Annotated in this window: 25 protein-coding genes; 12 read left to right on the forward strand and 13 right to left on the reverse strand. The window is 34.1% G+C overall.

The window, feature by feature from the left end; all coding sequences use genetic code 11:
* Positions 1-80: 80 nt before the first annotated feature.
* A complete protein-coding gene (locus QA612_RS03280) occupies positions 81-2702 on the reverse strand; it encodes a CBS domain-containing protein (RefSeq protein ID WP_278282325.1) in 2622 nt (873 codons plus the stop codon).
* A 74-nt stretch (positions 2703-2776) separates the two neighbouring features.
* The gene (gene pssA / locus QA612_RS03285) at positions 2777-3319 is read right to left on the reverse strand and encodes a CDP-diacylglycerol--serine O-phosphatidyltransferase (protein ID WP_278282326.1); all 543 of its coding nucleotides are present in this window, start codon (positions 3317-3319) and stop codon (positions 2777-2779) included.
* Between the two features lie 165 nt (positions 3320-3484).
* On the opposite strand from pssA, the gene QA612_RS03290 reads away from it, so the two are divergent.
* Positions 3485-4267 (forward strand): phosphatidylserine decarboxylase, encoded by a 783-nt coding sequence (locus QA612_RS03290; RefSeq protein ID WP_278282327.1) that lies wholly within the window; start codon positions 3485-3487, stop codon positions 4265-4267.
* 152 nt (positions 4268-4419) lie between these two features.
* Here QA612_RS03290 and mnhG read toward each other — a convergent pair whose 3' ends face one another.
* The 7 genes from mnhG to QA612_RS03325 are packed head-to-tail and all read right to left on the reverse strand — an operon-like array spanning position 4420 to position 10165.
* On the reverse strand, positions 4420-4776 hold the full coding sequence (gene mnhG / locus QA612_RS03295) for a monovalent cation/H(+) antiporter subunit G (RefSeq protein ID WP_278282328.1): 357 nt from the start codon (positions 4774-4776) through the stop codon (positions 4420-4422).
* The gene (locus QA612_RS03300) at positions 4757-5038 is read right to left on the reverse strand and encodes a Na(+)/H(+) antiporter subunit F1 (RefSeq protein ID WP_278282329.1); all 282 of its coding nucleotides are present in this window, start codon (positions 5036-5038) and stop codon (positions 4757-4759) included. Before QA612_RS03300 ends, mnhG begins: the two co-directional genes overlap by 20 nt.
* Positions 5038-5514 carry a Na+/H+ antiporter subunit E gene (locus QA612_RS03305; RefSeq protein ID WP_278282330.1) on the reverse strand — a complete coding sequence of 159 codons (477 nt, stop codon included), beginning with the start codon at positions 5512-5514 and terminating at the stop codon, positions 5038-5040. Before QA612_RS03305 ends, QA612_RS03300 begins: the two co-directional genes overlap by 1 nt.
* Before the next feature lie 5 nt (positions 5515-5519).
* Positions 5520-7013, reverse strand: coding sequence for a Na+/H+ antiporter subunit D (locus tag QA612_RS03310; protein ID WP_278282331.1), 1494 nt, complete (start codon positions 7011-7013; stop codon positions 5520-5522).
* A complete protein-coding gene (locus QA612_RS03315; protein ID WP_278282332.1) occupies positions 7006-7344 on the reverse strand; it encodes a Na(+)/H(+) antiporter subunit C in 339 nt (112 codons plus the stop codon). The genes QA612_RS03310 and QA612_RS03315 overlap by 8 nt, the downstream gene beginning before the upstream one ends.
* Complete coding sequence (locus tag QA612_RS03320) at positions 7344-7769, reverse strand: Na(+)/H(+) antiporter subunit B (protein WP_278282333.1); 426 nt, start codon at positions 7767-7769, stop codon at positions 7344-7346. Before QA612_RS03320 ends, QA612_RS03315 begins: the two co-directional genes overlap by 1 nt.
* Complete coding sequence (locus tag QA612_RS03325; protein WP_278282334.1) at positions 7766-10165, reverse strand: Na+/H+ antiporter subunit A; 2400 nt, start codon at positions 10163-10165, stop codon at positions 7766-7768. The genes QA612_RS03320 and QA612_RS03325 overlap by 4 nt, the downstream gene beginning before the upstream one ends.
* 572 nt (positions 10166-10737) lie before the next feature.
* Between QA612_RS03325 and QA612_RS03330 the strand changes: the two genes are divergently transcribed.
* Positions 10738-10977, forward strand: a complete 240-nt coding sequence (locus tag QA612_RS03330) for a hypothetical protein (protein ID WP_278282335.1) — start codon at positions 10738-10740, stop codon at positions 10975-10977.
* Between the two features lie 119 nt (positions 10978-11096).
* On the opposite strand, the gene QA612_RS03335 is transcribed toward QA612_RS03330, so the two are convergent.
* Complete coding sequence (locus QA612_RS03335; protein ID WP_278282406.1) at positions 11097-11237, reverse strand: sporulation histidine kinase inhibitor Sda; 141 nt, start codon at positions 11235-11237, stop codon at positions 11097-11099.
* Between the two features lie 552 nt (positions 11238-11789).
* On the opposite strand from QA612_RS03335, the gene yqeH reads away from it, so the two are divergent.
* The 7 genes from yqeH to QA612_RS03370 are packed head-to-tail and all read left to right on the forward strand — an operon-like array spanning position 11790 to position 16385.
* Positions 11790-12908 carry a ribosome biogenesis GTPase YqeH gene (gene yqeH / locus QA612_RS03340; protein ID WP_278282336.1) on the forward strand — a complete coding sequence of 373 codons (1119 nt, stop codon included), beginning with the start codon at positions 11790-11792 and terminating at the stop codon, positions 12906-12908.
* Between the two features lie 57 nt (positions 12909-12965).
* The gene (aroE, locus tag QA612_RS03345) at positions 12966-13805 is read left to right on the forward strand and encodes a shikimate dehydrogenase (RefSeq protein WP_278282337.1); all 840 of its coding nucleotides are present in this window, start codon (positions 12966-12968) and stop codon (positions 13803-13805) included.
* Between the two features lie 4 nt (positions 13806-13809).
* Entirely contained in the window at positions 13810-14103 is a 294-nt protein-coding gene (gene yhbY, locus QA612_RS03350; RefSeq protein ID WP_278282338.1) for a ribosome assembly RNA-binding protein YhbY, read from the forward strand.
* A gap of 12 nt (positions 14104-14115) precedes the next feature.
* Positions 14116-14694 carry a nicotinate-nucleotide adenylyltransferase gene (locus QA612_RS03355; protein WP_278282339.1) on the forward strand — a complete coding sequence of 193 codons (579 nt, stop codon included), beginning with the start codon at positions 14116-14118 and terminating at the stop codon, positions 14692-14694.
* A complete protein-coding gene (gene yqeK, locus QA612_RS03360) occupies positions 14687-15259 on the forward strand; it encodes a bis(5'-nucleosyl)-tetraphosphatase (symmetrical) YqeK (RefSeq protein WP_278282340.1) in 573 nt (190 codons plus the stop codon). Before QA612_RS03355 ends, yqeK begins: the two co-directional genes overlap by 8 nt.
* A gap of 7 nt (positions 15260-15266) precedes the next feature.
* A complete protein-coding gene (gene rsfS / locus QA612_RS03365; RefSeq protein WP_278282341.1) occupies positions 15267-15623 on the forward strand; it encodes a ribosome silencing factor in 357 nt (118 codons plus the stop codon).
* A 30-nt stretch (positions 15624-15653) separates the two neighbouring features.
* The gene (locus tag QA612_RS03370; RefSeq protein WP_278282342.1) at positions 15654-16385 is read left to right on the forward strand and encodes a class I SAM-dependent DNA methyltransferase; all 732 of its coding nucleotides are present in this window, start codon (positions 15654-15656) and stop codon (positions 16383-16385) included.
* Positions 16386-16502: 117 nt separating this feature from the next.
* Here QA612_RS03370 and comER read toward each other — a convergent pair whose 3' ends face one another.
* Positions 16503-17381 carry a late competence protein ComER gene (gene comER / locus QA612_RS03375; protein WP_278282343.1) on the reverse strand — a complete coding sequence of 293 codons (879 nt, stop codon included), beginning with the start codon at positions 17379-17381 and terminating at the stop codon, positions 16503-16505.
* A gap of 65 nt (positions 17382-17446) precedes the next feature.
* Here comER and QA612_RS03380 point away from each other — a divergent pair, with 65 nt between their 5' ends.
* Positions 17447-18064 (forward strand): helix-hairpin-helix domain-containing protein, encoded by a 618-nt coding sequence (locus QA612_RS03380; RefSeq protein ID WP_278282344.1) that lies wholly within the window; start codon positions 17447-17449, stop codon positions 18062-18064.
* A gap of 519 nt (positions 18065-18583) precedes the next feature.
* On the opposite strand, the gene QA612_RS03385 is transcribed toward QA612_RS03380, so the two are convergent.
* The gene (locus tag QA612_RS03385) at positions 18584-18802 is read right to left on the reverse strand and encodes a hypothetical protein (protein ID WP_278282345.1); all 219 of its coding nucleotides are present in this window, start codon (positions 18800-18802) and stop codon (positions 18584-18586) included.
* 145 nt (positions 18803-18947) lie between these two features.
* On the opposite strand from QA612_RS03385, the gene QA612_RS03390 reads away from it, so the two are divergent.
* Positions 18948-19511: a ComE operon protein 2 gene (locus QA612_RS03390; protein ID WP_278282346.1), complete on the forward strand. Its 564-nt coding sequence runs from the start codon at positions 18948-18950 to the stop codon at positions 19509-19511.
* Between the two features lie 218 nt (positions 19512-19729).
* Positions 19730-22018, forward strand: coding sequence for a DNA internalization-related competence protein ComEC/Rec2 (locus QA612_RS03395; RefSeq protein WP_278282347.1), 2289 nt, complete (start codon positions 19730-19732; stop codon positions 22016-22018).
* Positions 22019-22122: 104 nt separating this feature from the next.
* Here the strand turns inward: QA612_RS03395 and QA612_RS03400 are convergent, their stop codons facing one another.
* Positions 22123-22260, reverse strand: coding sequence for a YqzM family protein (locus QA612_RS03400; RefSeq protein WP_278282348.1), 138 nt, complete (start codon positions 22258-22260; stop codon positions 22123-22125).
* Positions 22261-22441 lie beyond the last annotated feature (181 nt).

The raw sequence follows: 22441 nt of genomic DNA on the forward strand, positions 1-22441 counted from the left end.
GTGGAGTGTTAATAAAATATCGTATAAGATTATTATAAGTAAAAGAAATGATAGTTCAATTAATGTGCTCATTAGAAAAATTATTCTCGATGATTATCATTATCATCGATATCTTCTTTATTATTAAATAGTAAAATTTTATTCATTATTTCATCCTTCGTTAAATTTGGATTGTTTAATTGAATACTTTCCCCTAGAAGTAACAACTCCTTGTAGATAGGACCAGGTTCAATTCCATATTCCTTTAAATCTCTACCTCCGACCTTTGGAGTCATTTTTTCTCGATTTAGCAGATAATTTAAACTATCATCATATTTTTCGTTTGGAGCTACGGAGAAATAGGCTACAAGTGATTCTAATTCATAAGTGGAAAAGAAAGAATGCCAATTGCCTAAATCTGATCTTGTGACTAATTGTAAAACATCTTGTTCCCATAAGGATTGAATATCATCTAACAGCTTTTGATCCTCTTTACGTAATGAAAACTCCTTTAATTCATCCCAGCTTTCATCTTTTAAATTGGTTAAACATAAAAGGTAAACAATCCAAAAAGAATTAGCTAATTCTATTTTGTCCTTTCTTAATAAGTTACTTGCATGAACTAGTCGTTCCATTCTTAACTTGATAGTTGATTCCTTATCAAAATTTTTCAGGAAAAAAGGAAGCAAGCCTAATTGTTCCATTCGTTTAAATGTACGTAGTTGATTTTCTTCAAGAAATAATTTTGATATTTCGTTAGCGAGTCTGGGCTTAGAAACAGATAAAATATTGTTTGCAGATTCTTTTACTAACGTTTCTGTTTGTTTATCCATTCGGAAATGAAATCGGTTTTCAAAGCGGATAGCTCTAAATATTCTAGTTGGGTCTTCTACAAAGCTTAAATTATAAAGAACTTTAATTTTTCTATGGATTAAATGTTCGTACCCGTGAAAATAGTCAATTAATTCACTAAATTCGTCGCTGTGTAAGCAAATACCCATTGCGTTTATGGTAAAGTCTCGTCGAAATAAATCCTCTTTTATGGTTGAAATTTCTACTTTAGGAAGAGCTGCAGGAAAATCGTAATATTCTGTTCGAGCAGTTGTGATGTCAATTTTCAAACCAGAAGCATGCTTCCATGTAGCTGTCTTAAAGTTTTCATGGGAACGTATATGTCCACCATACTTGTCCTGTAAATGTTGTGCTAATTGAATACCGTCCCCTTCAATAACGATATCCATATCCTCATTAATACGATTTAATAAAATATCTCTTACCATACCACCTATTAAGTAAGCTTTCATCCCAAGTTGAGAAGCTTCGTTACCAATTAATCGTAATAAACTAACGATAGTTTTAGGTAATAGATGCTTCATCTCTTGCTCTAGCTTTCTTTTAAAAGGTTTAGCCATAGCTGGTGGGTTAGCGTGTAAGCTGTTATTACCATGAGTAGCTTGAATGACATCTGTTCTTGAAACGATTCCAATTAAGTGACCATTCTCTAATACAGGTAGCCTACCAATTTGCTTTTCAATCATTACTTCTTGAATATGTTCAAGACTGTCGTTTATTTGAATTGTATCTACTTCCCTACTCATATACCCTTTTACTGGTGCATGCCCCAATCCGTGATGTAATGCTTTATCTACATCACGTCTTGATATGATTCCTACAAGTTTTCCATCCTCAATTACAGGAAAGCCTGTGTGTCCATATCGGTACAACATTTTCGATACATCTTCTATCGTTGTTTTAGGCGCTACTACGCGAACTGGACTTGTCATTAGGTGTTTGGCTGTAATAGCAGGAGAAACAATGGTAGGTAACATTGTTTTTATGAAATTTTTAATGGTCGTTTCAGTTTCATTATCATTTCTAACCATTGCAGAGGCAGCATTTCTATGTCCTCCACCTTCAAGTTCCTTTATAATTGGTAATACATTTACTCGTTCTGATGAAGCTCGTGAAGTAATAAAAATTTTTTCTCCCATTTTTACGATAGAAAAGGCAGCATCGGCACTGGTTACGTCTAAAATTTTTCTAGTGATATAAGCTAAATTACCAGTATAGTAACTCTGAATATGAGTACTAATGACAATATCAATACTATCAATTACTATTCGTTCACTATTGTCTAATAAGGATAGAAATAATGATCTTTCTGTTTCACTTAAGGGAGCCTCTCTGAATTGATCCACAACAGAGAGGTTTGCACCACATTGTAATAACCAAGCTCCAACAAGTAAATCTCTACTAGTTGTTTGCTCATATGTAAATGAACCTGTATCAGAATAAAGACCTAATGCGAATACAGTAGCTTCGAAAGGGGTAATTATTATTCCGTTTCGTTGAATATGCTCTGAAATAATCGTTATAGTAGCACCAACAGCTGAAATTTCCCCTTTTGTCTCTTTAATAGATGCAGAAGTAATTGGGTGATGATCAAAAATAGTTATAGGTAAATGCTTTATAGATGTCTCTAAGTTTCCGAGACGAGAATAACTATTCGTATCTACAACAATAATATGGTTTACGTGTTCCCAATTAATACTAGTTTGTCGTTTAAATGGGAAGATATCTTTGTAGATACCTAAAAAATAAGCTACGTGAGAACTAACCTTATCGGGTAATATCAATTCTGCCTGTGGATACAATTTTTTAGCACCTATCATAGATGCTAGGCCATCAAAATCTAAGTTTGTGTGGGATGTAATAACTTTCATTATTTGATCCTCCAACTTCAATTGTTTAAGATACGTTGAAAAAACGTCTCCCATTATGGAAGACGTCGAATATATTATACCTTTTTTATTCGAAAATTGCTTATCATTAGTAATGATAGTGTTAAAATAATAAACATGAACACTGGAGATTCAATGAAATCGTTTACTAAATGACTAATTGTAAGAATACATCCAGCAGCCGTAATAGGCAATCCTACAAAGAAACCATCCTGTTCAGAAACATTAAATCGTGCTAACCGGATTGCACCACAAGCAATGAAAATAATGGTGAACATAGCACCAGCGAAACCAAATTCAATTAAGGTAGAATAGTAAAGTAATATTGCAGGAGCAACTCCAAACGAAATAATATCACATAATGAGTCCAATTGCTTTCCGATTTCTGAAGTAATATTCATTTTTCTAGCGACCATTCCATCAAAGCGATCAAAAATTGCTGCAAGACATATAAAGGTGACACTTAATCCAAATTGACCTTGAATGACAAAAATAATAGCAAACCCTCCTAAACCAAGGTTTATAATTGTTAATAGGTTTGCTATTTGATATCGGAGCTTTTTTACAGTATTGTCAACTAGATGTTGAAATAATATCAAACACATCACTCCTTCATTATTTTATTGTTTTAAAAAATAAGTACGTTTTTATGAAAAAAGGAGACTAGGTTCATGATCTATCCATAATTTCTTTGTATAATTATACCACATAACCCAAATATTTAAGTTAAATAATTTTTTGCATATAAAGAGAGGAAGAATTTAATGAAAAAACATTTATATACTTCAATTGTCCAATTAACGAATAATCCAATTTACACGATGGCATTAAAACGGTTTGCAACATCAAAACTAAGTGGTTTATTAACGAATTCCTTTTCAAAAACCTTCAAAATAGATGAACAAGAAATGGAAGGAACTAGTTCTGATTACCCTTCGTTACATGATTTTTTTGTTAGAAACCTAAAGGAAGGCTCAAGACCTTTACATGAAGAAGTAGATAGTATTGTTAGCCCAGTAGACGGTAAATTATCTCAACTTGGAGTTATTGATAGTGAGAATTTCTTTCATGTAAAAGAGAAGGATTATTCCTTAGCTACCATGTTAGGTTTAACGAATACAACAAAAAGATATGAAGGCGGAACATATATGCTTTTCTATCTAAGTCCTAGAGACTATCACCGCATACATAGTCCAATAAAGGGTCATGTAGTAAAAAGGTGGGCAATTGGTAAATATTCCGAACCAGTTAATCAATGGGGATTATTATTTGGGAACAGTCCTTTAGCTAATAATTATCGTCTCATAACAGAGCTTGAATATAATAATAAGCGTATGGCAGTTGTAAAAATAGGGGCTTTAAATGTGAATAGTGTCCAAACTACACACCTTAATTCATCTGTAGAAAGAGGAGAAGAAATAGCGTATTTCACCTTTGGTTCTAGTGTTATTTTGTTGTTTGAAAAGGATATGGTGACACCATCCTTTGACATGAACCACGAGAATGTTCCTATAAAGCAAGGCGAAAAGATTGCTTCTTTAAACTAGACTCTCATAAATTTTGTTATTGATTTTTCTACTGGGTACTCAAATTATACTTAAGCTCTATGTATACTAAAACAACTGCATTCTTTAACAAAGCCACAAACGAAGAGAACCCCCACTATATTTTGCGGGGGTTCTCTTCGTTATGAATGTTATTATTGCCTAGCTTTCTTTTCAGCTTTTTTTATTGCTTTTCCTAAATCATCTTGAATACTTTGGTCCCACAGCTTTACTCCAACATTATAGGCAGATTTTGAAACCATGAAACCTACAACTGGAGCAGTCATGAAAACAAAAAGAATAGTTAACAATAATTTACCAATGAACAGTTCTTGTACAAGTAAAAAATATAGAAATGTTCCAATGATAATACAAATAACACCAAGGGTGGCACTTTTGGTAGCAGCATGTAATCTCCCATAAACATCAGGGAATCTAACAATACCAATCGATCCGAGGATACTAAATGCACCACCTAAAAGAATAAGAATACTAACGACGATCTCTGTCAAGTACCACACCTCCCTCTATAAACTTTGCAAATGCAATGGAACCAATAAAGGCGATTATTGCAATGACTAAAATAACTTCTGAGTAAGCTACAGTTTTTTGAATTATCATTAAGATCCCAATGAAACCAATAAGGTTTATACCAATCGTATCCAATGCAACTACCCGATCGGACATTGTAGGACCCTTTACAACACGAATAAAGCAAATAAATATGGAAATGGACATCATGATTAATACGATTGTTGTGACGGTTTGAAGCATTATTTCGTCACCTCCAGGATGGCCTTTTCAAAAGAATTATGAATTTCTTTTATTGCTTCATTTTTGTCTGGAACATGGATAGCATGAACATAGATTGTTTTACCATCCTCTGAAAAATTCATCGAAAGTGTCCCAGGAGTTAATGAAATTAAACATGATAATAAGGTAACTTCCCATTCAGTTTTAAGCTTTGTGGGTACAGCAATAATACCGGGTTTTATATTTAATTTAGGGCTTAATACTATTTTAATGACGTCTATATTCGCTAGGATTAGCTTGTATATGAATAATACGATTAGCTTAAATACGGCTATCACCCTTCTAAAGTAAAAATCGAAATTAAGGAATCTTCTTAATACAAATAGTAAGAGCAAGCCTACAATATAACCAATGGCAAATTCAACACCGGTAAAATTGTTTTTTAATAGCATCCAAATAAACGCAATTGCAATATTAAGCAGGATCTGAAAGGCCATAGTACCTACTCCTTAATTACAGAATTAATATAGATTGATGGATCTAACATTTGATTTGCAGCTGCCTCAAAAAGAAGGTAAACAGGTTCTGCAAGGATCCCCATAAGAATGCTAATGATAACTAATGGGATTCCAGGAATTAATAACTTACCTACTTTTGTTTTCTTTACTTCTTCAGGGGATAGTGACGGCGATCCCCAGAATACGTACATAAAGATTTTTACCATTGAGAATAGGGTCAATAAACCAACTACTAAACTGACGAATACGATAAAATATCGTTCTGCTTCAAGACCACCTAAAACAAGGGCGAATTTACTAAAGAATCCACTTAGTGGTGGTATACCTGCTAATGAGATGGCAGCGACGAAAAATAACCAGCCTAAGTATGGATGAGTCTTTAATAAACCACTCATTTTCTTTAAGTTTGTTGTGCCAGTTACTTTTTCTGTAGCTCCACAGAATAAAAACAGAGCAGTTTTTACGATCATGTTGTGAGTAATTATATAGATGGAGCCAGCAATAGCCATTGTTGTACCAATACCTAATCCCATTATCATATACCCAACCTGACTAACGATATGGATTGCAAGGATACGCTTAAAATCAAACTTTGATACAGCCCCAATAACCCCAAAGAACATAGTTAAACCGGCTAAGATTAATATGATCGTTAACGTGAAATCTTGATTGTGTGTAAAGATTAACGTGTGTGTACGCATAATGGAATATACGCCCACTTTCGTTAATAGTCCCCCAAGTAATGCTGCAATAGCAGTAGGAGGGCCAAAATATGCGTTTGGTAACCAAAAATGGAGTGGAACTAATGCCCCTTTTAAACCAAATACTATCAAGAATAGAATGGCAATAACCGTTAATATTCCTGATTGACCTTGCTGAGCGGCTTCAGCAACTCTTTCAGCAAGATGAGCATAGTTTAATGTCCCAGTTACGGAATAAAGAAGTGCAACTGCAATAACAAAAAACATAGACCCAAAGGTACTAATTACGACGTATTTGAACGATTCTCTTAGCTGATATTTTGTTCCTCCCATAACTATTAACACGAAGGAAGAAATAAGCATTACTTCAAAGAATACGAACAAGTTAAATATATCACCTGTTAAAAACGAACCATTCACCCCTGTAAGTAAGAAAAAGAAAAAGGGATAAAAATAGTATTTCTCTCGATCAGGATGGAGAGTTTGAAAGGCGAAGAATAGACATGCTGCAGCAACAATGCTTGCAAAGACAACCATAATACTCGCAAATAAATCTCCAACTAGTACAATTCCAAATGGCGCTGGCCAGTTTCCTAATTCAAGTGTGATTATCCCGTCCTGATAGATTAAATAGGTGATGTAAGCTGAGATACCGACTAAACCTAGAGTAGTTACTCCACTTACAAAACGTTGAATGGGTAATTGATTTCTAAAAAGAATTAGGATAACACCCACTAAAAATGGTATCAAGACAGGTAGCAATACAATATTATTCATCGGCACTACCCCTTAATTTTTCAAGATCATCTGTCTTGTGCTCTTTATATGTTCGGTAGGATAAAACTAGTAGAAACGCAGTTACACCAAAGCCGATAACAATCGCTGTTAATATAAGAGCTTGCGGCAAAGGATCAGCGTAAGATGCAGCTTCTTCTCCTAATAGTGGAGGAGCCCCTTCTTTAAGACCTGCCATCGTTAAAAAGAGTAGATGTGCAGCGTGAGAAAGGAGAACTATTCCTAGAACTACCCGTAATAAACTTTTCGTTAAAAGTAAATATGTGCTTACGGAGACTAGAACACCGACCGTAAGAATCATTAATATTTCCATTACGAATCATCCTCCGCAATCGTCAAGATTATTAACAACGCGATTGCCACCACAACTAAGTATATTCCTAAGTCAAATGGAAGAGCTGTTGTTAATTCTATTTCTCCTAGAATTGGTACATTGTAATACTCAAAGTACTGAGTTAAAAATGGATCTCCAAAAAGTAAGCTATTTAATCCAGTAATGATAGTAATTAGTAAACCTACTGCTATGATTACTGGATAATTAAAGGGTATCACTTTCCTAATTTTCTTAATATCAAAACTAACATACAGGAGGAGGAGGGCAGAAGCGGTCATTAACCCGCCAATAAAGCCCCCACCTGGGTTATTATGTCCTGCAAAAAATAGAAAGATGGAGAAGGAAAGAATGATAAATGAAACGACTCTAGTAATTGTATGAAGCATTAAATAGTTCGTTTTCATATGTCTTGCCCCTCCTTCATTTTCAACTTAATTAGAGCAACGATACCAAGTGCTGCAACTCCCAACACTAATACCTCAAGCATAGTATCAAGTCCACGGAAATCAACAAGAATAACATTTACCATGTTGTAACCACCAGCAAGTGGTACGGAGTTTTCTACAAAGTACTGAGAAATAGGTTCAAAGCTTAAACCATGTCTTGCTGCATGTGCACTAAAAGCAATAAGTGTAACAATAGCTCCCATACCTACTGATATGATAAGGTTTGTCATTTTAAATCTAGCTTTAAAGGACTCTTTGCGTAGCTCTGGTAAGTGGTAAAAGCATAGTAAGAACAACACTACCATGACCGTTTCTACAAGAAGCTGTGTTAACGCTAGGTCAGGTGCTCGGAAAACTACGAAAAGGAGTGCAATTAAAAAGCCAATAACTCCAACGACAATGATAGCTGTAACACGATGCTGAATAAACGGAACACTAATTGTAGCTGCAATTAATGCTAAGGTAATAATCCATAAATATGGAGAAATCTCAGAAACATCAACAAAGTTAAATGCCACAGCATCGTAACGGAAGAACGTCCAACCTAGTAACAAGATCATAAAAACCATCATATAAGCAAAATAGTCTCTTAATAATCCTGTTAACTGTAAGTTTGTCACACGTTGTGATCCAGCTACGAGACCTTCTAATCCACCATCATAGAATCTGTTTAATGGATCTCTTTCATGAAGGAAGAAGGTAGTTTCTTGCCAACGTTTTAAATTTAAAAACACGACTGTACCAAAAAGTACAACACCGATGGTCATAAATAATTCAGCATTAAAACCATGCCAATGATAAATGTTGATGTAAGGATCAGACACATACGGTAATACGGACTGCATTGCAGGTTCAATTATTGTATAAGAAAGCATATTTGGGAACAATCCAAAGATAACCACAAGTGATGCAAGAACAATCGGTGATATTAATAAACCAATTGGTGCTTCATGTGCCTTCTTTTCAAGTTTTTCTGGCTGATATTTTCCTGTAAATGTTTTAAAGAACATAATCATACAATAAGCAAAAGTGAAAACACTAGCTATCCATGCCACAATTGGAAAAATGAAGCCTAATGTTTGCACATTAAAGATGTTTAAGGTAGTTGCTTCTAAAACACCGGTAAAGAACATCTCCTTACTCAGGAACCCATTAAATGGTGGTAAGCCTGCCATAGAGGCAATACCAATAATGGAAATGGTAAAGGTAATAGGCATGATTGCCATTAACCCACCTAGCTTCCGAATATCCCTTGTGCCAGTTTCATGGTCAACGATACCAACAACCATGAAAAGACTTCCTTTAAACGTTGCATGGTTAATTAAATGGAAAATAGCTGCAATGATTGCTACCTCTGCAACATTATCGATAAAGGAAGCAGAACCTAGTCCTAGTAAAGCCATAATTAATCCTAATTGACTTATCGTTGAGAAGGCTAAAATGGCTTTTAAGTCTACTTGCCTAATCGCTGAAATAGAACCCCAAATTAATGTGAGGAGACCGAAGCTCGTAATAATCCAAAACCATTCTGGTGTTCCTCCAAATACTGGGGTAAATCGGGCTACTAAATAAATCCCCGCTTTTACCATTGTTGCTGAATGAAGATAAGCACTTACAGGTGTTGGTGCTTCCATTGCATCTGGTAACCAAATATGGAATGGAAATTGTGCAGATTTCGTAAATGCTCCAAGCAAAATAAGGATCATAGCAGGTAAAAATAATGCTTCATTAAAGATTGCGCCACTTTCTGCAAAGAACGAAATGATTCCTTGAATACTGAAAGTTCCAGTCATGATATACAATAGACAGAAACCTGCAAGCATTGCAAACCCACCTGTTACAGTGATAAGCATTGATTTTTGAGCACCATAACGAGATTTTTCTTTGTGGAACCAATAAGCGATTAAAAGTGAGGAAGCTAAACTTGTTAACTCCCAGAATACATAAATGACAATAAGATTGTCTGATAAAACAACTCCAAGCATGGCTCCCATAAACATTAGTAAGTATACATAGAAGTTATTTAATGGTTCGTCTTTCTTATTTGCTATGTAGAAGATGGAATAAAGAACGACTAATGTTCCTATACCAGTAATTAAAAGAGCAAATAATAAACTTAAACCATCAAGATAAATGTTAAAGCCAATACCTAATGAAGGAACCCAATCCATTGTTTCTTTTACCACTTGTAATGGTTCCCCTATTGGAATAAACCGCAAAAGGTAAATAAATAATAGTAATGGAAGTGCTAAAACAAACCACCCTGTATGAATACGACGAAAGCCTTTATAAAAAAAAGGAACGAATATCGCCATAATAAAAGGTGCTAATACTAATAAGTGAAGCGTTGACAAATGATTTACCTCCTTTATTTTTCTAAAAATAATTACACGTCCTGAAAATAACTTCTATCCTTTTCCTTATAAACGCAAATAAAATTATAATATAAATTACATAACCTTGCATCTTTCGTACAATTAGCCTTTGCAAATATTTAAGAATTTATTAAATATGTAGAAACTCAACTTTTATACATAAAAAATTTTTTTTGAAAGACGATACTTTTTTAACTTTTTATGAATTTTTGTTGCTTTGTATAGGGGATTACTCCTATAAAATTCATGGAGTTTTTAATTATAAAAATTATATATTGATAATATTTGTTTAACTGTTTTATGTTTTCTATCCTGTAAATAAGTATTGGTTCAATAGTGAAGGGTGACGACTCCAGTGGGATCAGCACGAGGGCGAAAATCCCTTAAAAGCTTACTGTGTAAGTTTTAGGAAGTTGAGGCCGTGCCCTACGGAAAGCGACATTACTATAAGTAAAGAGACTGAGACATCTTACTTTTTTCTTTGAATTTATTAAGTATAAGTATAAAAAAAAGAAAACCGTATCATCCTTAATAATAAGGTGGTGATACGGTTGAAGAAAAAATTCTCTTATACAGTTTCCATGTTCATTTTCCTTTTAATGGTTTTAATGGCGTTACCATTTCACCAGGATTCAACAAACAGAATTATTGAAAGACAAAATGTTAATCAAGAAATTGGTGGTTTTTTTCTTACTGAAGATCAAAAAAGAGAAAAACGATTTAAGCCACGAGAATATATTCATAAGCAAGAACAGCTACAACCTAATATAATTGAAGACATAGAGGAATGATAAAGTATAACCTTTATTCACTTAGCTTCGTGTTTTAAAGTAGAGAGAACGTAATAAGGTTAAATAAATACATTCGTATATAATTCTATTCTTATTTTGAGTTCTCTCGATTTTTCCTATTAGGATGTTATTTGATCATTATTTAAGTGTGATCTTCTATTTATTTCTTGTTTAATTAAAGAAATGAAATCCTCACTTAAATCTAGTTCTCGAGCTTTATAATAGGTTTCCAAAAGCAAGGCATCCGACAAATATTTCATACCTCCTTGCCGCCCCATGGCAGCTCCACCTCCTTTTGTTTATCCATATTCAACTAGAAGGTTAAAAAAATGAATAGTTACATTCGACAGGACAATTCAATTTTATATACGTTCAAAAATTTTGTAGAAAGTAGTTTTTATTTACTTTCTATTTGCTTGAGTAGATGATAACACGTAACAGAAAGGTTCTCAACGCGTCTTTTTTCCACAGAGAACAGTGGATAAGTTGTGGATATACTGTATATAAAAATGGGAAAAGTAGACAGGTTATAGGTGGATATGTGTATAATGTTATCCACAATTGTTTGTGAATGGTAAAATTTGTCGAAAAATTTTTATCATATTTAATTAATTACCTAGTAAAGGGGAATAAGAGAATTAAAATGTAAACATAGAATCGTATAAGTAAGCAATAATACACCTTTGTTTAAGTTTGAAATCATTGATAAAATAAATGTATGATAGATAGGAATATCTTACCTATTAAATAAGCTGTCTTCATAGAGACTTGTATTGAGAATTTTTATTTATATTAAGAGAGGATTGTTTGAAATGGATGAATTTGAAGAACGTTCCGTTATTTGTTCCGGTTGTGGAATTAAGATACAGACGAATGACCCCAAAAAGATAGGCTATACACCAAAATCAGCTATAAATAGAGAGGTAATTATTTGTCAACGATGCTTTAAGTTAAAGCATTACAATGAAGTTCAAGATGTTTCATTAACAGATGATGATTTTTTAAAAATATTAAATGAATTAGGTAAAAAGGATGCATTGATTGTAAAAATAGTAGATATCTTTGATTTTGATGGTAGCTGGTTACCTGGATTAAATCGTTTTGTAGGAAATAATCCGGTTTTATTAGTTGGAAATAAAGTTGATCTACTACCAAAATCAGTGAAACGTACAAAGCTCATTAACTGGATGAAACAAGCAGCCAAAAATTATGGACTGAAAACGGAAGATGTTCATTTAATGAGTGCAGAAACTGGTGAAGGTGTAATAGAGACAGCTAATTTAATTGACCAATTTCGAGGTAATAGAAATGTGTACATTGTAGGAAGTACAAATGTGGGGAAATCAACGTTTATAAACCGATTACTAAAGGAATTTGGTGCTGAGGATGAATTTTTAATTACAACATCCAATATTCCAGGTACTACGTTGGATATGATTGATGTACCACTTGAAGACGGTGCATCGTTATTTGATACACCTGGAATTATTAATCACCATCAAATGAGTCATTTATTAGATAAAAAGGAGTTAAAGACTATTTCTCCTAGAAAAGAGATAAAACCGAAAGTATTTCAGTTAAACTTAGGTCAAACGTTGTATTTCGGGGGAATGGCAAGAATTGATTTTGTGGAGGGGGAACCTCAATCCTTTGTCTGTTATTTTTCAAATGACTTACAAATTCACAGAACCAAGATAGAAAAAGCTGATGAATTATATACAAATCATCTAGGTGAGCTACTTTCGCCACCAATGAAAGAAAACGCAAGTAACTTTCCTTCATTAGTAATGCAAGAATGGCAGTTGAAGCAAGAGAAGACTGATATCGTTATTTCAGGGTTAGGATGGATCACTATACATGGCAAAGGGGCAAAGGTACGGACGTATGCTCCAAAAGGAGTCCATGTCATTCGTCGCGATTCTATTTTTTAAACAGTAATTATATCCTTCATCGGTAAAAGATGAATTGGTGGAGAGGAGAGAACCAAAATGAATATGGTTATGGGGGTAATCGGCTATCCAATAAAGCATTCCCTTTCACCTGAAATGCATCGTTCAGCATATAAAAATTTACATATAGACTATGCCTACCATGCATTTGAGGTTTCACCTGCTAATCTCAAAAATGCAATAGATGGAGTGCGGGGATTGGGGTTAAAAGGCTTGAATGTGACAATTCCACATAAGGTAGAGGTAATGGCGCATTTAGATGAAATTGATGATTTAGCAGTTGAAATAGGTGCTGTAAATACGATCGTTAACGTAGATGGTAAACTAAAAGGATATAATACAGATGGAGAAGGGTATTTGAAATCCTTAAAGGAATATGTAAACAAGGATATTCGCAATTTGAATACGCTAATTATTGGTGCTGGTGGAGCTGCTAGGGCAGTTGCATTAACATTAACAAAAGATGGTGTAAACAATTTAGTAATTACAAATCGAACTTTATCAAAGGCTGAAGATCTTGCAGAAAGGTGTGCTAAGTTTTCTGAAGCTACCGTACAAACGATAAAGGACATAGAAACGAATTTACAGGATTTTGATATTATTATTAATACAACTTCAATTGGAATGTCACCGAATATTGATGAGATGCCAATAAAATTAGATAATTTGAAAGAAGGAACCTTTGTAAGTGACCTTATTTACACCCCCTTTAAGACAAAATTACTCATTGAGGCTGAAAATAAAGGCGGTAAGGTGTTAAATGGATTAGATATGTTTGTTTATCAAGGAGCATTGGCATTCGAAAAATGGACAGGATTACAAGCTCCTACAGACATCATGAGAAGTACAGTATTAAACCATTTGAAAGGAGTCAAATGAATATATGTTAACTGGAAAACAAAAGAGGTTTTTAAAGAGTAAAGCGCACCACTTAAAGCCAATATTTCAAGTTGGTAAAGGTGGTGTAAATGAAAACCTAATAAAACAAGTAGAAGATGCATTAGAAGCACGTGAACTAATTAAAGTTAGTATTTTACAAAACTGCGATGAGGATAAAGATGAAGTGGCAGATGCACTATCATTTGGAGCAAAAGCAGAAATTGTACAAATCATAGGGAATACGATTGTTTTTTATAAAGAATCAATAAACAAAAAAACGATAGAATTACCTTCCTAAGAGGTGCAACTTATGAAACGTATTGGAATACTAGGAGGTACGTTTGATCCTCCACATATAGGGCATTTATTAATGGCTGAAGAATCCCGTATAAAAATGAACTTAGATGAAATATGGTGGATGCCAAATAGAATTCCTCCCCATAAAGAAACGGCTACCGATTCACTATTAAGAGAAAGATTAATGATGGTACAACATATGACAGATTTGCATGAAAAATACATCCTATGTGATGTTGAATTAAAGCGTAATGGACCATCCTATACTGTGGATACTATGGAGTTGTTAAATGAAAAATATGCTCACTATGAATTTTTCTTTATCATTGGAGAAGATAGTTTACAAACATTAGATAAGTGGCATAGAAGTGATTACTTAAAATCACTTGTTTCATTTATTGTGATTCGTCGTCCAGGCTACGAACATGAGATGGAGAAAGCGAATAATGGTATATTATTTATAGAGGGTCCAACAATTGATGTTTCATCTACAGATATTCGAAAAACTCTAAAAGAAAAAAAAGAAGTTAATCGTTTTTTATTAACGAAAGAGGTTTATGAATTAATAAAGGAGCACCAATTGTATGAATGAAGACCAAGCATTAGCTGCAGTAGAGAAAAGTTTAAAGAAAAGAAGGTTTGAACACACGCTTCGAGTTACAGAGGAAGCAGAAATATTAGCTAGGCGCTACAATGTGGATGTAAAAAAAACAAGACTAGCAGCTATCCTTCATGATTATGCAAAATATCGCCCAGTTGATGAAATGAAAGAGACTGTAAAACAAAATGGACTGTCACGTTCACTTTTAACTTATAGTGATGAAATCCTTCATGCTTTCGTTGGTGCATTTTATGTTGAAAAAGAATTACATGTAACAGATAGGCAAATATTATCTGCAATACGTTACCATACTACAGGTAGAGCAAACATGACACCGATAGAAAAAGTAGTCTTTTTAGCAGATTATATTGAACCTGGAAGAACATTTAACGCAGTAGAAATAGTAAGGGACATGGCTAAACTGGACTTAGACAGGGCTTGTTTCTTTGCACTAAAAAATATTATACAATTTATCGTAAGTAAGGATGAAGCTGTTTATCCAGAAACGTTTGAAGCGTATAATGACTTTGCTTTATTATTACAAAGGAGGATTTGAAACGTACATGCAAAAAAATGAATTGTTAGATTTAGCTGTAAGAGCTGCAGATGACAAAAATGCAGCAAACATTATTGTATTAAATATGGCTGGAGTATCCTTAATTTCAGATTATTTTGTTATTTGTCATGGGAACTCTGAAAAGCAGGTTGAAGCTATTGCTCGGGAAATAAAAGATCGAGCTCAAGAAGAAGGTATTGAATTAAAGAGGTTAGAAGGTCTTCAAGAAAGTAGATGGGTATTGATTGATCTCAATGATGTTATTGTACATGTTTTTCATAAGGATGAAAGACAATATTATAACTTAGAAAAGCTTTGGGGAGATGCTCCTACAATTTCTGTTGAACAAGTATTAAACTCTTAAATGAAGGATAGATGAATAGGAGAAAGATATATGAATGAGCAACATTTTGCGAACATTTATGATGAATTAATGCAGGATGTGCCGTATGAAAAATGGGTTAGTTATACGAAAAAGTATATACAAACCGGGAGTAAAGTGCTTGATGTTGCATGTGGGACAGGTACTTTTGCTATGGCTCTTCAAAGAAATGGTTACAATGTACAAGGAACAGATATTTCACAAGACATGCTAACAATTGCAGAAAATAAAATGAGAAAAGAAAATATAACATTTCCTCTATTTAAACAAGACATGAGACAATTATCAGGTTTTTCTAGCCTAGACGGTGTGACACTATTCTGTGACGGGTTAAATTATCTATTACAGGAGGGGGATGTTCAAGAAACCTTTCAACGAATAGGGCGTATTTTACGTCCAGGTGGTGTGTTTTTATTCGATGTTCACTCCATTTATAAAATAAAGACAATTTTTAATGACCACTTATTTGGCGAAAATAACGAGGACATATCTTATTTATGGTTTTGTACTCCTGGCGAATATTCTAATAGTGTGGAGCATTGTTTAACCTTTTTTGTGAAAACTGAGGATCAAACTTACGAACGGATGGATGAAGAACACGAACAACGTACTTTTTCACCTCACCAATATTGTAGCTGGTTAAAGGAAGCTGGTTTTTCTGATATTGAAGTAACGAGTGATTTTGGACGTACTTCTATCAGTGAAACGGATGAACGGATTTTTTTAAAAGCTATAAAAAAATAAAGCAGGATTTATTTGATTTATGACGAATACGAATAAAGAGCATATGGAAACATGCTCTTTATTCGTTCAGTTAAAATGGTTTTCATTACATTAATTTTTTCTATAATACGGTTTCTCCTATTTCCCCTTACTCTGACTATTCATTATTTTTTCTTGGTCTTCTAATTGCCTCTTTACTAAAAGTCGATCTTCATCGAATTTTTCGTGGGTTTTTTGAAACAACAAATTAAATTGGTCTTCAACCTCATTTCTTAAAACATTTAATCCTATCCCTGTAACCCCTCCAGGAACAGTAACCTTTTCTCTTAATGATTCAAGTGTGAAAACCTTTTTCTTCAGCAGTTCCCCGTACCCTATTAACATAGACTCCATAATATTCGTTGCTTCTTCTTTTGTGATATTCGTCTCTTTAACTGCGGCATCAATCATTTCTTCAATCAAAAAGGTTACAAAGGCAGGTCCGCAACACCCAATATCAGAAGCTACTCGTGTAATATCATCTCCTATAATTTCAGGCCTAGAAATAAATTTGAAAAAGCTCAGCAGTTCTTCCTTTTCTTCATTAGAAAATTTTTTTCCAAATGTGACTAACGAAGGGCCATTTAGGGCGCGATTTACAATACTTGGTATAAATCGTACAACGGATAGGTTGGTGATTTTTTCTAACTCGTCAACTAATATTGGACTGGTAATAGAAATGATGGTTTTATCCTCTGAAAGTGTATCCTTAACTTCCTCTAATAATGGAATCATTTGAAGAGGTTTGACACAAAGAAAAATCCAATCACTCTGCTGAATGACTGCTTTTGCATCCTTTACAACATGAATCCCTTCGTATGATGTTGCTAAGTCGAATGCTTTCTCAATCGTTCGATTCGTAATAGTCACATTATTTGGGGTGATGGCACTAGCATCAAGAAATGATTCAATTAAGATCTTTCCCATGCTTCCAGTACCGATGAAGCCTATTCTCTTCAACCGTTCCCCCTCCTTCATATACATATACTCCTTACATTGTATGATTAAAAAAATTGATTATGATTTTTTATGAGGTGATGTTCATGCAATTATTAAATTTAAACCGAAAAATAGTTATCATTGTATTATGTTTATGTTTTTTCATCGTAGGAAGTGTTGTCTCTATGTTTTTACAAAGTATGTGGTCTTCGTCAAGTGATGAGGAGTGGGAAATTCCTTGGATGATGAATGAGAATGAAGAAGACCTAAATAATGATAACGAAAATAATATAGTGCAAACCATCTATGTAGATATTAAAGGGGAAGTAAAGTTCCCAGGTATCTATCAATTAAATCTCGGAGATCGAGTGTTTAATGCAATCGAAATGGCTGGCGGATTTTCAGATAATGCACAAAAAAATGCCATTAACTTGGCTGAAAAATGCTATGATGAAATGGTGATTTATGTTCCATCATTTGATTCTGACAATGGAGAGGGTTTGAGCTACACACATTCTCAAGGAGACAGTAAAATAAGAATTAACCAGGCTTCTCTTTCAGAATTAACGGAATTACCTGGAGTTGGTCCTGCTAAAGGCGAGGCGATAATTCGTTATCGAGAGGAAAACGGTCCTTTCTCCACAGTAGATGAATTAACTCAAGTCCCTGGAATCGGAGAAAAAATGCTAGAAAATATAAGAGATTATATACGCATTCCATGAAAAACAATATATATTTTTATAATACAAAATTTGTTTGACGAAGGATAAGTACTTTGACTACACTGAAAAGAAGGTTTTCCATACTATAAGAGTTTCTTCAATAGAGGACACCTTCGGAAAATAAAATGTTTTAGTAGTGTAGAAATCATTTGCAAGCAAAACTTGTACCATGGGGGATGAAAATATTCTAACTAAGAGGAGTTCATCCGTTGCAGGCGAACACTTTCCACGGTGGAACGAATGATTAACATAACCTTTATTTGTTAATACTGCTAAGTTCGATAACACTTATTTTCAGGGTAGACCGCCGATGCAAGTGAAGATTTGCACCATGGGAGATGAAAATATTTCTATCTAGCGGCTTCATTCTCACCGTATATTCGTTTTTCCACCGTTTGTGGGAACAAAAGCGGCTTCATTCATCCCGCATTTTTGTTTTTCCACCATTTGTGGGAACAATAGTGGCTTCATTCATCCCGCATTTTTGTTTTTCCATTATTTGCGGGAACAAAAGCGGCTTCATTCTTCCTGCATTTTTGTTATTCCATCATTTGCGGGAACAATAGTGGCTTCATTCATCCCGCATTTTTGATTTTCCATTACTTGCGGGAACAATATCGAGTCTTCTTTCGTATTTTCAGGGTAGACCGCACATGCAAGTGGAAATTTGCACCATGGGGGATGAAAATACTCATCAAGTAGTTCATCCGTTTTAGGTGAACGCTTTCCCTGGGGCACGGCCTCAACTTCCTAGCGCTTACTCGGTAAGTGCTAGGGGATTTTCGGACTCGTGCTGATCCCACTGGAGTCGTCACCCTTCACTCCTGAACCGTTCTTATTTTCAGGGTAGACATATAAATTATAAAAAAGGAGGAATAGATTCGTGGAAAGATTATCATGGCATCAATACTTTATGGCACAAAGTCATCTACTAGCACTTCGAAGTACATGTACTCGTCTTATGGTAGGTGCAACAATTGTAAGAGATAAACGAATAATAGCAGGAGGTTATAACGGTGCAATTTCCGGAGGAACTCATTGTTCAGATGAAGGCTGTTATGTAATAGATGACCATTGTGTGAGAACGATTCATGCAGAAATTAATGCTTTACTTCAGTGTGCAAAATTTGGTGTTGCTACAGAAGGGGCTGAAATATATGTTACACATTTTCCGTGTCTTAATTGCTGCAAGGCCCTTATTCAAGCTGGTATAAAAACGGTGTATTATGCAACTGACTATAAAAATCACCCCTATGCAGAAGAATTATTTGAACAAGCAGGAGTTAATTATGAACAAGTGGAATTAGAAGAAATGATTCTAGATTTAAATAATAAAGAAAAGCTTAGTTTTACAGCAGAGCTTTTATCTAAACTAGATCAGCTTGGTATTGAAACTTCAGAACTTCAAAAATTAAAAGAAAAAGCAAACAAACTCTACACTTCTTAAAAAAAGAATAGTTTCGAATATCTACATAAACCTTCGTGGGAGAATGAACAGGTAGGAGCCTGTTGTCCTTGTGTTCATTCTCCTCCTCCTATATACTCCTGAGCAATTCTGTTACCTTTCATAGTGAACAATTAGTTTCTACATATATAATCTTTATTACCTAGATCGACTGCTGTAAAAATATGTGTGCTTAAGTACATAGTCAAGGGGGTTAGTTATTGTTAAAACGAATATATTGTTATTCATTACTATCTATCTCTGGACTGCTATTTGCATTTATCGGAACCTCAATTTGGAGTTGGTCCTTTACTGTTCTTGGTTTTTTACCTTTAATAATTTCTATAAAAAATCGAAAAGATTGTTTATCTTTATTATTTGGATTTTTCATTTTGGGAGTTTTTTATTTGTATGGACAATGGAGTATAGATCAATCTAAGTCTTCCTATTACGGAGATGAATTGGGCTTTATAGGCAAAGTTATTACTGAGCCAATGATTACTACAACAGGCAATTGGTCATATGAAATAAAAGAAAAAAGTGGAGAAAAGTTACAAGCGTTTTCCCGTACTGACTTAGGCCCCCCTTTATTTGGTGAAACTTGCTATTTTGAAGGAGAATTACAGACACCTTCTCCAACTCGAAATCCTTATGGCTTTGAATACGATATATATTTAAAACAAAAAGGCATACATTGGATTTTAAATACGAAAAATCTACAGTGTTCCACTTACCTAGAACCTAAGAAATGGAGTATTGACACCACACTTCGTAAATTAAGAATAGCGGGAATAGATGGAGTAATGGACATTGATACTAACAATGAAGCTTCTTCCATTATTGTTGCACTTGTTTTTGGTGAAAGACAATTTCTAACGGATGAACGTATTACTAGTTATAGGCAATTAGGTGTATTACACCTCTTGGCTGTTTCTGGACTTCATGTTGGACTAGTTATATTTGCTATTAATTATATTTTGAGTCGTTTTGGGTTGACTAACAGAATGACTAGTATTATTCTCATCCTATTTTTGCCATTATATATCGTTATTGCAGGAGGTGCCCCGTCAGTTATACGAGCATCTCTCATGAGTATGACTTTCCTTATTGTATCTACTGTTAGATGGAAGCTTAAAGGAATTGATGTTATATCATTAATTTGTATTGCTCTTCTCTTGTACGATCCATTTTTAATTTTCCATCTAGGTTTTCAGTTATCGTTTTTAACAAGCTTTGCACTAATTGTTTCTAGTAAGTTGTTCCTAGTAAAGAATCCTTTTAGGTTACTTATGAAAGTAACCTTCGTAGCACAATTAATCTCATTACCGTTAACGCTATACCACTTTTATGAAATATCCTTACTGACTTTACCTGTAAATTTAGTATTAATTCCTTTTATCTCTTTATGGATTCTTCCTCTTTCATTTCTTACGGTCATTCTTCACTATACTATTCCACCTTTGACAGTTTTACCTTATCATTTCATTTCTTTTAGTTTAAAAGTAGTTCATTATATGATGGATAGTATTGTTAGCTGGAATTGGGATATGGTTGTTTTTGGAAAACCGTCTAATTGGATGACAATCATACTTTTTATAACAATCATTCTATATTTTATTGTCTTAGAGTCTAATAAAAGGATAAATAGTATGCTTATAGGCGCATTATTAACGTTTCTTTTATTTTTTCAATTGTTAACTCCATACTTTCGTACATATGCCACTATAACTGTTCTAGATGTAGGACAAGGTGATGCAATTGTAGTGGAGTTACCGAGAAGAAAAGGGGTGTATTTAATTGATACTGGAGGTGTAATTCGTTGGGGAGAAGTGGAGGATGCAAATTCGTCTGGTCCTGGAAAAAGAGTAATTGAACCATTTTTAAAAGGGAATGGTGTTAGTAAGATAGATAAGCTAATTTTAACTCATGGTCATCAAGACCATATTGGTGAAGTGTGCGTGATCGTAGAAGCGTTTAAAGTGGAGACTGCATATTATCCACTGTCAAATGATATTCCAGAAGAAGCTAGATCAAAATTAGAATGTATATTGGAGAAAGGTATTCCTTTGGTAAGAATGAAGGAAGGGGATAATTGGATGGTAGGGGGACAACGTTTTGTTGTCATTCACCCACAAGGGCACGAAATGGAGGAAAATGAAAGGTCCATTGTTATTTATGCGAGGATAGAAGGAATTACATTTTTATTTACTGGAGATATTGAGGTGGAATCGGAGAAAAGAATTGTAAGGGATTATGCTACTTTAGATGTAAATATATTAAAGGTTAGTCATCATGGGAGTAGGTCCTCCTCTAGTGAAAGCTTTCTAAACCTAACGAACCCAAATGTTGCTGTTATTTCAGCAGGTAGAAATAACATTTTTGGCCATCCCCATTCGGAAGTAATAGAAAGGCTGCATAGCAAAGGGATAATAATATATAGAACAGACCAAAATGGAGCAGTACAAATGAAAATAAAGGAAAAGAAGCTAAAGATAAACACGTTACAATAAAAGAAAAAGTATTAATTTAAAAAAATAACCAGTAAAAGGTTATTTTTCCTATAAAAAGAATAAAACACGCATCCGATAGGAAGCGTGTTTTTATGTAATATGTCCTACCGTGTTCCAAAAAATTCGATTACTTGAGCAATGATGAAGATAGTCATAAAGAACCCGAAAGTGACAATAAAGCCAACAGCACTATCAATGGCGTCATTTCTCTTTGTTTGAACTTCCTTTTCAAATTCATTCATCATAAATCCCCCCTGTCACACATTTAGTATACGGCAATAGTGTAAAAAAATCCACAAAAAAGTCATGTCTCAAATGATTCAATAATTATGACTGTAAAGAGTTGTCACCTATATTGTTTAACTGCATAGGATATGATAACGAATAGAGAGAAAATAATAAGCAAAAAACAAATGGTTGATC

Origin of the sequence: Evansella sp. AB-P1 (genome assembly GCF_029688925.1) — a bacterium.
Taxonomy (GTDB): domain Bacteria; phylum Bacillota; class Bacilli; order Bacillales; family Salisediminibacteriaceae; genus Evansella.

What these genes read in the sequence shown, in the direction of transcription:
- QA612_RS03280 (WP_278282325.1), bottom strand. Translation starts at nt 2,702, where the DNA reads ATGAAAGTTATTACATCCCACACAAACTTAGATTTTGATGGCCTAGCA.
- QA612_RS03290 (WP_278282327.1), top strand. Translation starts at nt 3,485, where the DNA reads ATGAAAAAACATTTATATACTTCAATTGTCCAATTAACGAATAATCCA.
- QA612_RS03300 (WP_278282329.1), bottom strand. Translation starts at nt 5,038, where the DNA reads ATGCTTCAAACCGTCACAACAATCGTATTAATCATGATGTCCATTTCC.
- QA612_RS03305 (WP_278282330.1), bottom strand. Translation starts at nt 5,514, where the DNA reads ATGGCCTTTCAGATCCTGCTTAATATTGCAATTGCGTTTATTTGGATG.
- QA612_RS03310 (WP_278282331.1), bottom strand. Translation starts at nt 7,013, where the DNA reads ATGAATAATATTGTATTGCTACCTGTCTTGATACCATTTTTAGTGGGT.
- QA612_RS03315 (WP_278282332.1), bottom strand. Translation starts at nt 7,344, where the DNA reads ATGGAAATATTAATGATTCTTACGGTCGGTGTTCTAGTCTCCGTAAGC.
- QA612_RS03320 (WP_278282333.1), bottom strand. Translation starts at nt 7,769, where the DNA reads ATGAAAACGAACTATTTAATGCTTCATACAATTACTAGAGTCGTTTCA.
- QA612_RS03335 (WP_278282406.1), bottom strand. Translation starts at nt 11,237, where the DNA reads ATGAAATATTTGTCGGATGCCTTGCTTTTGGAAACCTATTATAAAGCT.
- yqeH (WP_278282336.1), top strand. Translation starts at nt 11,790, where the DNA reads ATGGATGAATTTGAAGAACGTTCCGTTATTTGTTCCGGTTGTGGAATT.
- aroE (WP_278282337.1), top strand. Translation starts at nt 12,966, where the DNA reads ATGAATATGGTTATGGGGGTAATCGGCTATCCAATAAAGCATTCCCTT.
- yhbY (WP_278282338.1), top strand. Translation starts at nt 13,810, where the DNA reads ATGTTAACTGGAAAACAAAAGAGGTTTTTAAAGAGTAAAGCGCACCAC.
- QA612_RS03355 (WP_278282339.1), top strand. Translation starts at nt 14,116, where the DNA reads ATGAAACGTATTGGAATACTAGGAGGTACGTTTGATCCTCCACATATA.
- yqeK (WP_278282340.1), top strand. Translation starts at nt 14,687, where the DNA reads ATGAATGAAGACCAAGCATTAGCTGCAGTAGAGAAAAGTTTAAAGAAA.
- rsfS (WP_278282341.1), top strand. Translation starts at nt 15,267, where the DNA reads ATGCAAAAAAATGAATTGTTAGATTTAGCTGTAAGAGCTGCAGATGAC.
- QA612_RS03370 (WP_278282342.1), top strand. Translation starts at nt 15,654, where the DNA reads ATGAATGAGCAACATTTTGCGAACATTTATGATGAATTAATGCAGGAT.
- comER (WP_278282343.1), bottom strand. Translation starts at nt 17,381, where the DNA reads ATGAAGGAGGGGGAACGGTTGAAGAGAATAGGCTTCATCGGTACTGGA.
- QA612_RS03380 (WP_278282344.1), top strand. Translation starts at nt 17,447, where the DNA reads ATGCAATTATTAAATTTAAACCGAAAAATAGTTATCATTGTATTATGT.
- QA612_RS03400 (WP_278282348.1), bottom strand. Translation starts at nt 22,260, where the DNA reads ATGAATGAATTTGAAAAGGAAGTTCAAACAAAGAGAAATGACGCCATT.